Annotated in this window: 12 protein-coding genes; 9 read left to right on the plus strand and 3 right to left on the minus strand. The window is 53.7% G+C overall.

All coding sequences use genetic code 11. The annotated features are described in order from the left end of the window. Positions 1–69 precede the first annotated feature (69 nt). Entirely contained in the window at positions 70–2,133 is a 2,064-nt protein-coding gene (locus tag G512_RS0105455; protein WP_028480835.1) for a M3 family metallopeptidase, read from the minus strand. 109 nt (positions 2,134–2,242) lie between these two features. Then, the gene (locus tag G512_RS20135; protein WP_208974952.1) at positions 2,243–2,812 is read right to left on the minus strand and encodes a CAP domain-containing protein; all 570 of its coding nucleotides are present in this window, start codon (positions 2,810–2,812) and stop codon (positions 2,243–2,245) included. 281 nt (positions 2,813–3,093) lie between these two features. On the opposite strand from G512_RS20135, the gene G512_RS0105465 reads away from it, so the two are divergent. From G512_RS0105465 to G512_RS0105500, 8 genes are all read left to right on the plus strand, one after another. Then, positions 3,094–4,818, plus strand: coding sequence for an ArnT family glycosyltransferase (locus G512_RS0105465; RefSeq protein ID WP_028480836.1), 1,725 nt, complete (start codon positions 3,094–3,096; stop codon positions 4,816–4,818). Between the two features lie 187 nt (positions 4,819–5,005). After that, positions 5,006–5,788: a phosphatase PAP2 family protein gene (locus tag G512_RS20140; protein ID WP_178378255.1), complete on the plus strand. Its 783-nt coding sequence runs from the start codon at positions 5,006–5,008 to the stop codon at positions 5,786–5,788. 56 nt (positions 5,789–5,844) lie between these two features. Beyond that, the gene (locus G512_RS20145; RefSeq protein WP_178378254.1) at positions 5,845–6,633 is read left to right on the plus strand and encodes a glycosyltransferase family 2 protein; all 789 of its coding nucleotides are present in this window, start codon (positions 5,845–5,847) and stop codon (positions 6,631–6,633) included. Then, positions 6,630–6,947: a lipid-A-disaccharide synthase N-terminal domain-containing protein gene (locus tag G512_RS0105480; RefSeq protein WP_028480837.1), complete on the plus strand. Its 318-nt coding sequence runs from the start codon at positions 6,630–6,632 to the stop codon at positions 6,945–6,947. Before G512_RS20145 ends, G512_RS0105480 begins: the two co-directional genes overlap by 4 nt. Before the next feature lie 545 nt (positions 6,948–7,492). Then, the gene (locus G512_RS0105485; RefSeq protein ID WP_028480838.1) at positions 7,493–8,527 is read left to right on the plus strand and encodes an amino acid ABC transporter substrate-binding protein; all 1,035 of its coding nucleotides are present in this window, start codon (positions 7,493–7,495) and stop codon (positions 8,525–8,527) included. Positions 8,528–8,612: 85 nt separating this feature from the next. Further along, positions 8,613–9,809: an amino acid ABC transporter permease gene (locus G512_RS0105490; protein WP_028480839.1), complete on the plus strand. Its 1,197-nt coding sequence runs from the start codon at positions 8,613–8,615 to the stop codon at positions 9,807–9,809. 1 nt (position 9,810) lies between these two features. Further along, positions 9,811–10,938 (plus strand): amino acid ABC transporter permease, encoded by a 1,128-nt coding sequence (locus tag G512_RS0105495; protein WP_028480840.1) that lies wholly within the window; start codon positions 9,811–9,813, stop codon positions 10,936–10,938. 43 nt (positions 10,939–10,981) lie between these two features. Further along, positions 10,982–11,779, plus strand: a complete 798-nt coding sequence (locus G512_RS0105500; RefSeq protein WP_028480841.1) for an amino acid ABC transporter ATP-binding protein — start codon at positions 10,982–10,984, stop codon at positions 11,777–11,779. 59 nt (positions 11,780–11,838) lie between these two features. Here G512_RS0105500 and G512_RS20150 read toward each other — a convergent pair whose 3' ends face one another. Continuing rightward, complete coding sequence (locus tag G512_RS20150; protein ID WP_051268986.1) at positions 11,839–12,477, minus strand: TetR/AcrR family transcriptional regulator; 639 nt, start codon at positions 12,475–12,477, stop codon at positions 11,839–11,841. 92 nt (positions 12,478–12,569) lie between these two features. Here G512_RS20150 and G512_RS0105510 point away from each other — a divergent pair, with 92 nt between their 5' ends. Next, entirely contained in the window at positions 12,570–13,343 is a 774-nt protein-coding gene (locus G512_RS0105510; RefSeq protein ID WP_228130475.1) for an HD domain-containing protein, read from the plus strand. The last annotated feature ends 62 nt before the right edge of the window (positions 13,344–13,405 follow it).

Raw genomic sequence — 13,405 nt, forward strand, 5'->3', positions numbered from 1 at the left:
GGTGCATCAGTAGAGGCGCGGACTAATCAGCGCCCAACTGTATGCTGCAAGGCTATGCTTGTGTGAGGCTTAAGCAGCTTCGTTTTCGGTCATCAACCCTCGGCCCTTAAGCAGGGGGGCAATACTTGGCATTTTACCCCGGAATGCAATGTAGGCGTCTTCCGGGTCCTGACGTCCTCCTGCAGAATAAATGGCTTGCTTGAGCCGTGCTGCCGTCTCCGGGTGGAACGGATCGCCCGCTTCCTTAAAGGCCTCGAAGGCATCCGCATCCATGACTTCCGACCAGATATAGCTATAGTATCCCGCTGAGTAGCCGTCGCCGGCAAAGGCGTGAGCCAGATGCGGTGTCCGGTGCCGCATGACGATCTGGGACGGCATTCCGATTTTCTCCAGTACCTGCTGCTCGAATGATTGTGGCTCGAAGGTCTCCGGATCTGCCTCGCTGTGAATGGCCATGTCCACGATTGCGGTCGCAAGATACTCGACCGTTGCAAAGCCTTGATTGAAGTTTGCTGCGGCCAGAAGCCGATCCAGCAGTTCTTGAGGTATTGGTGCTCCGGTCTTGTAGTGCACGGCAAAGCGCTGCAGTACTTCGGGTTCGGATAGCCAGTGCTCATAAAGTTGGGAGGGCAGTTCGACAAAATCCCGAGAGACGCTGGTTCCTGAAATCACAGGGTAGGTGACGTCGGAGAGCAGGCCATGGAGCGCATGACCGAATTCATGGAACAAGGTGCGTGCGTCGTCAAACGTCAACAGCGTTGGTTCTCCGGCCGGTGCCTTAGAGAAGTTCATGACATTGACAATCACGGGTGCCACCGTGCCCCGCGTACGGTGCTGTTTGCGAAAGGCGCTCATCCAGGCGCCTGAGCGCTTTGATGTACGTGCAAAGTAATCACCAATGAAGATGCCTCGGTGGCTACCATCCGCATCAAGAACCTCAAAAACCTTCAGGTCGGGGTGATATCTGTCGACTTCGTGCAATTCGCGGAAAGAAATGCCGAACAATCGGTTGGCACTGTCAAATGCAGCCTCGATCATTTTGTCGAGCTGGAAATAAGGTTTTACTTGTTCTTCATCGAGTTCATGGCGTTGCTGTCGCACTTTTTCGGCGTAGTATCGCCAGTCCCAAGGGGCAATTTCCACATTGTCTCCCAGAGAACTTGCCATGTCTTGGAGGTCCGCCACTTCTTCAAGGGCTTTGGCCCTGGCTGGCAGCCAGATGCTGTCCAGCAGAGATGCTACAGCGTCCGGTGTCTTGGCCATGGTATCGTCCAGCTTGAACGCCGCAAAGTTGTCGTAGCCCAGCAACCGCGCGCGCTCATGCCGAAGGGCAACAGTCTCCGTGATAATTTCAAGATTGTTGGTCTCACCGGGATTTTCGCCGCGGCTTGCCCAAGCTTTGAAGGCTTTTTCGCGCAGGTCTCGGCGCTTGGAAAACTGCAGGAATGGCTCAATGGATGACCGGGATAGCGTGATGACATAGGCGCCATCCTCGCCGCGATCTTGAGCCGCCTCTCGTGCCGCTTCAATCAAAAACGACGGGAGCCCAGCCAGGTCTTGCTCGTCCTTCAAGACCAGCTTGTAGTTTGCTTCATCTGCAAGAACATTTTGGGCAAATTGTGTGCCGAGGGTTGCAAGGCGCTGGGTAATCTCAGAGATCCGCTGCTTGGCCTCGTCAGAAAGAGCTGCACCGGCGCGTAGGAAGCTGGTTGTGTAGCGTTCAAGAACGCGCTCCTGTTCAGCGTCGAGGTTCAGTGTTTGCTTGGTCGCATTGAGGCTCTCGATGCGTTGGTAAAGTGCCGGGTTCAGCAAGATCCTGGAGCTGTGTGCGGCCAGCTTGGGAGCAATCTCACGCTCAGTGGCTTGAAGGGTCGGATTTGTGTGCGCCCCGGAGAGGTTGAAGAAAACAGATGCGACCTGTGTCAACTTCTCCCCCGCGGTTTCCAACGCCAGAATTGTATTGTCGAAACTTGGGGCGTCAGGGTTGTTGGCTATGGCTTCCACGTCGGCTTCTGCAACTGACAGAGCAGCGTCAAATGCAGGTCCAAAGTCTTCCGGCTGGATTTGTGAAAAAGGGGGAAGGCCAAACGGGGTCTCCCAATCCTGAAGCAGGACGGAGCTGTGCGTGCTCATATGGTTCTCCGGGTATGATGCAATTCTGTTACCCGGCAATATGGGCAGCAGCACAGCTCGCGTAAAGACTGGCAAGTCCACGGGTATGTTCGGAACATGCTTGGCCGGACTATCGAGTGGACAACTCTGCCTTGTTTTGCGGAAGTTCATCCACTGGCTTGGCCAGTGTCATCACCCAGAAATTCCGGTAGGTTCCATCCTTTCGGTTGGTTCTGGCAATGCCCATGTGCGTTACATAGGGGTTGAGAAGATTTTTGTTGTGATCTTTCGAGGTTTTCCAACCGGTCATGGCAGCGGATATCGAAGCATAGCCTGCGCCCAAGTTTTCAGCACCGGCTGCGGAGAGATAGCCGCCGGTTTGAGTGCGTTTCATCAGACTCGGGCCAGAGTGGCGCCGTGTCTTGAGCGAATCGAGACGTGCCACGTGGTCAGCCATTTCCTGAGAAACCTCATTCAAATGCGCGTCCAGTTGCAACGGGGGCAGGTCGTGTTTGGCACGCCATGCATTTGTTTGTCGCAGCGCTTCCTGCCTGTCGACGGCAACCTGATAGATCTCGGGCTCTTGTGAGAGGTCAGATAGGGAACTACAGCCGCCTAGAATGGCAAGAGCCATTAGGGCACCGAGTCCCAGCGCGCCAACAGTTCGGCGACGGGTTACATGTCCATTAGTAAGCGTCAAAGATAACAATCCCGAATTGAATGTAGAAGAAGAGTCCCTGTCCCTCAGCCTTTGTTGGAGAAAAATGGCAGTATCAAGGGGCGGGAGATACAATGTATAAATCGTCGATTGATTGGGGATAGGTTGTCCAAAATATACAAGCACTGTGAAAAATAAGTCGAATTTTAACAAAATGCCACAGTGCGCAAGTGATATGAAGTATGGCGACTCTATGGCATCTTTTGATTGATGGAACTGGCTGCAGAAGTGCATTGAGTTGAGTATCGGGAAGGTAGAGCAATATGGCCGGGGCACATACCCAAACTCAGGACGCGCAGAGTGCCGGCGCTTCAGGACAACGACCGTCCTTGTCGCCCGGATTGCGTTTGATTGGTACGCGCCTGTTTGCACCCTTGGCCCTCGTCATTTTGTGTTTGGCCGTTTTCCTTCCCGGTCAGATGTCGGTGCCGCCGTTGGATCGAGATGAACCCCGGTTTGCACAGGCCAGCAAACAGATGGCCGAAAGCGGCGATTACATCAACATCCACTTTCTTGGAGACCGTCGGAACAACAAGCCCGTAGGTATTTACTGGTTGCAGTCGCTCGCCGTGAAGGCCAGCGGTTATGGCGCTGAAGCGCCTATCTGGGTTTATCGATCTGTCTCTGTTGTGGGTGCCACACTTGCGGTTTTGCTGACCTATTGGGTTGGACTTGCAGTGATGTCGTCGTCCGCTTCATTTGTATCTGCTGCATTGATGGGCCTGACGTTTATCGTGACTACAGAGGCGCATCTTGCCAAAACCGACGCGTTCTTGTTGGCGTCAGTGGTGTTGGCGCAAGGGGCCTTGGCCCGGCTGTGGTTGGCGCGCAACAGCGAGGGAAGCAGCTGGCTGTTGGCCGCCCTGTTTTGGGTTGGGCTGGCCGTTGGTACTTTGCTCAAGGGGCCGATTGGGCTCATGATTTCAGGTTTGACCATTGTGTCTTTGTGCCTTTGGAAGCATGAGGTCCGTTGGTTGGCTCGGCTGCGTCCCTTGAGCGGTTTCATTCTCTTTCTGGTGCTGGTGCTGCCTTGGTATGTGGCGATCTATCGGGAAACCAATGGCGGTTTCTTTCTGGATTCAATCGGGCGGGATCTTTTGGCCAAGGTCGGTGAAGGGCAGGAAAGTCATGGCGCGCCACCGTTGACACACCTGCTGGCCGGCATTGTTGTCTTCTGGCCGCTTTCGGCCTTTGTGGTGCTTGCCATCCCCGGCGTATGGCGGCAGCGAAGTGCGGACTGTGTGGTGTTTGCCTTGTGTTGGCTGGTGCCGTCATGGATCGTGTTCGAGTTCGTATCGACAAAGCTGCCGCATTACACCATGCCGTTGCTGCCGGCGCTGGCACTGATGATGGGCTATGTTCTGGTGGAGCGTGGGTCCTGGCCAAAGCGTGCCGTACTGTATTGGCTTGCTGCGGGGTTGCTTGTTGCAATTCCCCTGCTGATTTTCGCTTCAAGTTTGGCTTTGCCGATCTACTTGCAGAGCTGGCCGTCTCCCCCTGGTGTGCTGATTGCATTTGTGGGGGCTGTGTTAGGCATTATGGCTGCAGTTCGTGTCAAGCAGCGGGCGATCCTGAATGCACTGTGGCCGGTAGCTGGCACATCCATTACGCTGCTATTGGCGTTCTGGGCCTTCGTGGCACCATCCCTTACGCCGATCTGGTTGTCCCCACGGCTGGTTGACGTCATTGAGGCAGGGACCTCCTGTGAAAACCCCTCAGTGATAACAGTTGGGTTTAATGAACCCAGCTATGTTTTCCTTTTGACCTCGAGGGTTACCTTGGGGAATGCTGAGAGTGCTGCATCGTTTTTGAGTACGACGCCGGCCGATCCCTGCAAGGTAGCGACGGTTGAGACGGCCCATGCTGAAGCATTCGAGAATGCGGCAAGGGAAGCCGGTGTAACCTTGAAACAAATTGGGTCGGTTTCAGGCATCAACATCAACGGCGGAGATGAGCAGGTCATAGGGGTATATCTCAACGGGGGGTAAGGCCATTACTGTAGAAACAGAAAGCCAGCATCTTTCCTATCGGCGCCATGGGGCAGGGCGCCTTGAAAGCTCGGGGCAATCCCGTGGTTTGCGCGCTCGGATACGCACGACCTTGAATGTGTTGGCGCGCCGCATGCAGCACCAGTTCAAAAGCGGCATTGCTCTTTTTCGAGGGCGGGATAGCCGAGTGGAGCGACTTCGCCATCCGTTACCTGAAGGTCATCGCCCGCAAGATCTTGCGGCTATCCTCTTGTTGTTTTGTGGGCTGTCAATGGTGTTGCTGGATGCGCACCTTCATGAGTGGCTTGATGTTGTGCCGGGTGGCTACAGCTCCTTTTTCGGCTGGGTCACGGATTTCGGCAAGTCAGACTGGATGCTGGCAGTGTCGGGTCTTGTGTTTTTGAGCTTGCTGGCGTTGAACCATGAGACCGTTTCGTATCGCGCGCGGCTAGGTCTGCATATTGTCATGACGGGTGCCGCTTTTGTGTTCGTCAGCGTGGCGACCAGTGGGATTCTTGTGGTGATACTAAAATGGTGCATCGGGCGTGCCCGACCGAAGCTTGTTGAAACCATGGGGCCTGTTCATTTCGACCCCTTTATTTTCCATGGTAAGTTCACCAGCTTTCCAAGCGGGCATTCCACATCCGTTGCCGCTTGTGCCGTGGCGTTGGCGTTGTTGATGCCCAGCTATCGCCGGTTTATTCTCGTAGTTGGGTTTTGGATCGCGGTCAGTCGCATCATGGTCGGAGCACACTATCCAAGCGATGTGATTGCTGGCGTGCTATTCGGCGGTACGGTCTCTTATATGGTCGCGCGCTGGATGGCCCGGCGGGGGATTGGCTTTAAATATACTCAAAACGGGAATATTATTCCTGCGTTTTATGGTAACTCCTCTGTTAAAGCGTGTAGATCCCTGTGGGGATTCGTCAGGAGCGCCACTTCAATACCTGTGAAGACCAAAGTTGCATAGTCATTCATGCACTTCTTCGGGTTGGTCTTCCTGAGTGCGAAATAGGAATACATGTCATGAGTGGCGGTTATGCTGTGAGCACGCCTGAAATTACTGTAGTGGTCCCCGCGAAGGATGAGAGAGACAATCTGCCATTTCTACTCGATGAAATCGCTGCGGCGCTCTCGGCCTGGTCTTTTGAAGTTATCGTCGTGGATGATGGCTCTACCGATGGTACGGCTGACGTACTGGCGGAGTATGGCCGCGATCATGGTTTTTTGCGTGTGCTGCGTCATGATCGGTCGGGTGGCCAGAGTTGTGCAGTCCGGTCCGGGCTTTTACACGCGCGGGGGCGTGTTCTGATCACCATCGATGGGGATGGTGAGAATGATCCGGCCTACATGCCTGAATTATTGGCAGCGCTTCAGGCTGGCGGGCCGATGACAGGACTGGCCGCAGGACAGAGGCTGGGTCGCAAGGCCAGTTTTGTCAAACGCGTGGCGTCCAGAGCAGCCAATCGGTTGCGAGGTGCGCTGTTGCAGGACAATACGCGTGATAGCGGCTGCGGTCTCAAGGCAATCCGTACAGAAGTTTTCAAACGGCTGCCTTATTTTGATGGGTGGCACCGTTTTCTGCCTGCACTGGTGATCCGGGAGGGCTTTCAAGTCACCCACGTTGACATAGTCGACCGTCAGCGACGCCATGGGGCGTCCAAGTACGGGATTTTTGATCGCGCTCTTGTTGGGGTTCTGGATTTGTATGGCGTGTGGTGGCTCCGCAGGCGACGGCGGTGTTTGCCCCAGATTGAGGAAGTGGTAATGGAACGACACTCCGCTCCGGCGCCGGCCGAGGAGCGAGCCGGATGATTGAAGCACTTTGGGCTTGGTTTTATGAGGTTTTCATCGAGCGCCTCGACTTCTGGATGTTCTGGGGACTGCTGGCGCAGAGCATGTTCATGATGCGGTTTCTGGTTCAGTGGCTGGCTTCTGAACGAGTTGGCAAGTCGATCGTGCCGATTGCCTTCTGGTTTTTCTCAATCGGCGGGGGCTTGCTGCTTTTAACCTACGGCATTGCACGTAAGGATGCGGTAATTATTCTCGGGCAAGGGCTTGGGCTGGTCATTTATTTCCGCAATCTGCGTCTGATCTATAAAGAACGACGCAAGGATCCGAGTTTCTAAGTAATCTTCACTCTGTGTTTCAGCTGTTTTACTCGGCCACCGCAGATCCGCTCTGCGGTGGCTTTGTATTTTTGCGTATCTTTTGTGCGTTGAACTCCGGAAAACATAGGCGACACTTGCATACACATGGGTGATGCTTGTCTCACAAATATTGATGACTTCATTCCGCTAAGTTTTATTTATGAATAATTTGTTTAAGTCTAAGTCTTTGGTTGTGGTTCGATAAGCTATATCTACCATATTTCTAATATTGCGTTGCACAAGTCATGTGCATCAGTTGATTTAAAAGCGGGCAACTTTCCTGAATTGTAGTCAAATGACTTTTGCGTTAAGCGAATATCTTAAAGTTCGATATTTTTACTAACTGTTTCCTCTTGACGGGGTCGGAAAAATGCCTTCGAATGCTTGCGCAGGGGCAGTTGAAGCCAAAGGGGGGCTTTAAGGGTACTACCTCGTATTCCGGTGGCTTCGGCCTGTTGGTCGGCGACCTGCTGCTTCTGAAAACGCATAAGCTAAAAATTGGACTAACAAAGAGGCCCAATTCTATGAAAAGCAAATACCTTCCAGTAGCACTGAGTGCCGTGTTCGGTCTCGCCGCGATGACGGCCGCATCCGCCAGCACTCTTGAGGAAGTCCAGGAGCGGGGCATATTGAACTGCGGTGTGTCGACCGGCTTGGCTGGCTTCTCGCAGATTGACGACAATGGTGATTGGCAAGGCTTTGACGTTGCCGTTTGCCGCGCAGTGGCCGCGGCAGTTCTTGACGATCCCAATGCCGTTCAGTTCGTTCCAACGACCGGCAAGACGCGCTTTACGGCGCTCGCCTCTGGCGAGATCGACATGCTGGCGCGCAACACAACCTGGACCTTCACACGTGACGCCGACCTGAAGTTCACCTTCATTGGCGTTAATTACTATGATGGCCAGGGTTTCATGGTCCCAAAAGAGCTTGGTGTTGAATCTGCACTTGAGCTTGATGGCGCGACAGTCTGCATTCAGACCGGTACGACAACCGAGCTGAATCTGGCCGATTACTTCCGCAAGCATGGTATGTCTTACGACCCCGTGCCAATTGAAACCAACACAGAAGCGCGTCAGAACTACCTTGCCGGCGCGTGTGACGTTTACACCACCGACGCTTCTGGTCTGGCCGCCAGCCGTTCGAGCTTCGAAACTCCTGCTGACCATGTGATCCTTCCAGAGATCATCTCCAAGGAGCCTCTTGGCCCGCTTGTCCGTCATGGTGACAACCAGTGGGAAGACATCGTTCGCTGGGTGCTGAATGCTCTAATCATCGCCGAGGAAAAGGGCATTACTGCCGCCAATGCGGATGAGAAGAAGGCTCAATCTACCGCTCCGGGCGCTGACACCGAAATTGCTCGTCTTTTGGGCGCTGAAGGTGAGTATGGCGCGATCATCGGTCTGGATAATGACTTCGCCTTGCGCGCCATCAAGGCGGGCGGCAACTATGGTGAGCTGTTTGCCAAAACCATTGGTGAGGACACCAAGATTGGTCTTGCGCGCGGGCTGAACGCACAGTGGACCGACGGCGGTCTGCTGTACGCGCCTCCGTTCCGTTAAGAGCGCACCTGCTTGAGAAGGCGCTGTTGCCGGAGGCCGGGGACAGCGCCTTTTTTCTAAAACAATGAAAAGAAGCGGACAGCGAATGAGCGTAGCGACATATTCTCCTGAGGAGCGGTTCCGTTTGGGGATGCTGTGGACAGATTCCCGCTATCGGTCCACCACCATTCAGACCATCGCCCTATTCCTGGTGATGCTGCTTGGCGCCTACCTGATCAACAACATCATCACCAACCTTGCGGACTTGGGTAAGGATTTCAGTTTCGGCTTTCTGTTTGAGCCCGCCTACTACGATATCAACCAGCGGCTGATCGAGTATGACTCCCGCTCGCCACATTGGCTCGCGGCCGTCGTTGGCATTCTCAATACATTACTTGTCGCAGTTCTTGGATGTGCGTTGGCAACCGTTATCGGTGTGATCGCCGGTGTCCTGCGGCTATCCAAGAACTGGGTCATCTCCAAGCTGATGGCCGTCTATATCGAGGTGGTGCGCAATGTTCCACTTCTGTTGCAGATTCTTCTGCTCTACGCCGTCTTTATCGAATTGTTGCCGCGCCCTCGGGGTAGTGAGCCCATGCTGGATGGCTTTTTGGTGGCCACGAACCGCGGCTTTTACATCCCGTCATTGGTGCTTGCTGAAACCGGCTGGATCGTTGTGTCCACCTTTGTGGTGTCGCTGGTGGGTATTTTTCTATTCCGCCGCTGGGCCCGCAAGCGTCAGGAAGAAACCGGCCAGATCATTAGAGTGTTCAGCATCAGTCTGGGAATCCTGATTGTTCCCACGGCCATTGTTTTCTTTGCGCTTGGGTCGCCCATTTCTCTGGAATACCCCGAGTTGAAGGGCTTCAATTATCAGGGCGGCATTCATCTGCGCAATTCACTGGTGGCGTTGTGGTTGGCACTATCGATCTATACCGGCGCATTCATCGGTGAGATCGTCCGCTCAGGCATTCAGGCGATCAACAAAGGGCAGACTGAAGCGGCCTATGCGCTGGGTTTGCGACCAAACCGCACGATGAAACTTGTGATCTTACCTCAAGCGCTGCGGGTCATCATTCCACCGTTGATCAGTCAGTACTTGAACCTGACCAAGAACTCTTCACTGGCTATTGCTGTTGGCTACATGGACGTGACGGGAACCTTGGGCGGGATCACACTGAACCAGACCGGCCGTGAAATGGAATGTGTGCTGCTTTTGATGGCGTTCTATCTCACCGTGTCGCTGCTGATTTCTGCGGTCATGAACAAGTACAACCAGTCGGTCAAGCTGAAGGAGCGCTAGGATGACGGATAACAGCTCCATTGCTTTCGTGATGAAAGAAGCCAAGGAGGCCATGCCGGCCCCTATCACGACAACCGGACCCTTGGCCTGGACCCGGGAAAACCTGTTCTCATCTCCTTTGAATACGGCTTTGACAATTCTGTCGCTGATTTTTCTGGCCTGGATGGTGCCGGGACTTGTTCAGTGGGCCTTTGTGGACGCGGTCTGGGTGGCCGGTTCCATTGATGAATGCCGCCAGCTTTCATCGGAAGGGGCTTGTTGGGCTGTGATTACGGCCCGATTTGACCAGTTCATGTTCGGGTTTTACCCGGAAGACCTGCGCTGGCGTCCCATTCTGGCGTTCGTTCTGCTTTGTGTGGCCTTGCTTCCGGTTCTGTGGGATGCAGTCCCGGCGCGCAAACAGCTGTTTGCTTTTTCCGCAGTCTACCCCCTGGTTGCCTTTGTGCTGCTTTGGGGTGATGGCTGGGTGTTCCAGAGTGTATCCTCAAGTGATTTTGGTGGCTTTCTGCTGACAATCATCATCGGGGTGACCGGAATTTCCTTTTCTTTGCCACTTGGTATTCTGCTGGCATTGGGCCGAAATTCGAACATGCCGTTCATCAAGATAATCTGTGTCACTTTCATTGAGTTCATTCGTGGTGTGCCGCTGATTACCCTGTTGTTCGTAGCCTCAACCCTGTTGAACTACTTCCTGCCACCCGGCACCAGTTTCGATCTCATCCTGCGGGTGCTGATCATGGTGACCTTGTTTGCCTCGGCCTACATGGCGGAAGTGATCCGTGGTGGTCTAGCGGCGTTGAACAAGGGGCAGTATGAAGCGGCGGATGCATTGGGCCTGACTTATTGGCAATCCATGTATCTGATCGTGCTGCCACAGGCCTTGAAGATTTCCATTCCGGGAATCGTGAATACCTTTATTGGCCTGTTCAAGGATACGACGCTTGTTTCCGTGATTGGTCTTCTGGATCCATTGGGCATTATCCAGCCCATACTGGCGGACTCCACATGGAATGGGTTGGTTGTGGAGCTCTATGTGTTTGTCGGGCTTTTCTTCTTTGCGTTCTGTTTTGCAATGTCACGTTATTCGATGTATCTGGAACGCAAGCTAAGTACCGGTGATCGTCACTAACGGTCCGGGACCAGAGGAAGAGCAAAGATTTGGAGAATGAAGAATGAGTGAAGCAAATGCCGCCGATATCCTGGCAGATCGCTCAAAAATGCAGGTTTCCGATACCGAGGTCGCGATTGACATCATCGGCATGAACAAATGGTTCGGCGACTTTCATGTGCTGCGCGATATCAATTTGCGCGTGATGAAGGGGGAGCGGATCGTTGTCTGCGGGCCGTCCGGTTCGGGCAAGTCCACCATGATCCGCTGCATCAACCGGCTGGAAGAGCACCAGAAGGGAAAGATCATTGTTGACGGGATCGAGCTGACGAATGATCTCAAGCGGATTGACGAGATTCGCCGCGAAGTTGGCATGTGCTTTCAGCACTTCAACCTGTTCCCGCATCTGACCATTTTGGAAAACTGTACGCTGGCGCCGATCTGGGTACGCAAGATGCCAAAGAAGCAGGCGGAAGAAGTGGCCATGCACTATCTGGAGCGAGTTAAAATTCCAGAGCAGGCCCACAAGTATCCGGGTCAGTTGTCTGGCGGTCAGCAGCAGCGTGTTGCGATTGCCCGTTCCTTGTGCATGAATCCGAAGATCATGTTGTTCGATGAGCCAACATCTGCGCTCGACCCGGAAATGATCAAGGAAGTGCTGGATGTGATGGTTGGCCTTGCTGAAGAGGGCATGACCATGTTGTGCGTGACCCATGAAATGGGCTTTGCCCGTAAGGTGGCCAACCGTGTGATCTTCATGGATCAGGGGCAAATTGTGGAACAGAATGAGCCTGAAGCCTTCTTTACCAATCCACAGCACGAACGGACACAGTTGTTCCTCTCCCAGATCCTGCATCATTGATCTGACAGATTAGTTAGGTTGCTGAGGCCCGGTAGTCTGACTGCCGGGCTTCTTTTTGTTCAAGAACGCGGTGGTGGGAGCAAGCAGTCAATGTAGTGGACTGCAATTTGATTGAGTTCTTCAGCACTCGCACCCGCGCGGGCGCGTACGCCAATCCCATTCAGTAGGGTACCGAGCATTTGTGCGATCATGGGGCGTTGCTCTTCTGGAATTGAAGCGACGCCAGCGCTTTCCCGCGACAATGCATCGGAAAAGCTGGCGTCGAGTTCCGCAAAGGCTTTTTGAAGAACTGTTGCAATTCTCTCTGAATAAAAGGCTTCAGAAGGTGCTGTACAGGCTATCAGGCAGCCCAAAGGCACTTCTATCTTATCCCCACGAGCAACGTTATTGTTTGTATAGATTGCGATGGCTCCTTCAAAGAGGTTGATGAGGCCAGATCTCGCATCAGGGGCGCTTTTCAAGGCCTGCTCGGCCATGGTTGTCATGTCTTTTACAAACAAATCCATGCAAGCGAGGTACATTTCCTCCTTGCTGCCAAAAGCTGCGTAAAGGCTCGGCCGATTGATGTTTGTTTCCTTGGCTATGTCATCCAGACTTGTTGCCGAAAACCCCTGTTTCCAGAACAAGTTCTTGATGCTTTTCAAGGCCGTGTCCTTGTCAAACCTGCGGGGGCGGCCTCGGGGTTTTGGTTCTGTCATTTATGTACCGTTTCGCAAATTAATTTGATTGTCTGTTTTATTTATGCGAAATAGTACAAAATTATGGGGCAAATGAGAAGGGTCAAGCTGTGATGAATAAACAAATGGGAACAATGGCATGGGGGCGTCGGAAGGGCCGATACAGTCTTGGGCGTTTGGCACCAGGGGAGCGTGTCGCACTGCTGGCCAATATGGCGCGCCTTCAGCTTGTTGAAGCGGGGGACCTGTTTCGTGCAAAGCTCGGGTTTTTAAAGCCGGAAGAGGCGTTCCTGGAGGAGTTGTTGCCCAAGGAAAGTCCATTGATGCGCGATGCCCTCAGCTTTGCCAGAGAAACACATTCAGAGGCTTTGCTTCACCATAGTTGGCGCACGTTCCTGTTTGGCGCGCTCTTGGGTCACCATAAAGGCTTGAGCTATGATGGTGAGCTTCTGTTTGCGGCCTGTATTTTGCATGATACCGGTCTTGCATTTGATCGCAGCACGCACCCTGAAGACTGTTGCTTCGCCATCAGTGGAGCTGAGCGGGCGTGCTCCCACCTTATTGACAAAGGGCATGGAGTTGAAAAAGCGCAAAAGGTTGGAGATGCCATTTCCCTGCACCTCAATGCTTATGTCTCGAGCCGGTTACACGGTGCAGAAGCACATCTGGTCTCGCGGGGCGCCGTTTGTGACTTGTTTGGAACCGGCCTGCGGCGGCTTTCGCCGAGGTCCGTTGACAAGATCATGGAGCGTCATCCGCGACGCGGTGCAATGAGCGCGTTGGGCTTCGGGCAAATACAACATTTGCCGGGCACTCGTCCTGCTCTCATGACGGCCTTGTCAGGCGGGAAGGCACCCAAAACACGTTTGGATCGATTTGGTTTCTGAGAATAAAAGCCCCGCAATCACAGAGTGTTGCGGGGCTTTCTTGGGAAAATGATTCTGGTTGG

The sequence above is a fragment of the Pseudovibrio exalbescens DSM 16456 genome (assembly GCF_000422785.1).
In the GTDB taxonomy this organism is placed as follows: domain Bacteria; phylum Pseudomonadota; class Alphaproteobacteria; order Rhizobiales; family Stappiaceae; genus Pseudovibrio; species Pseudovibrio exalbescens.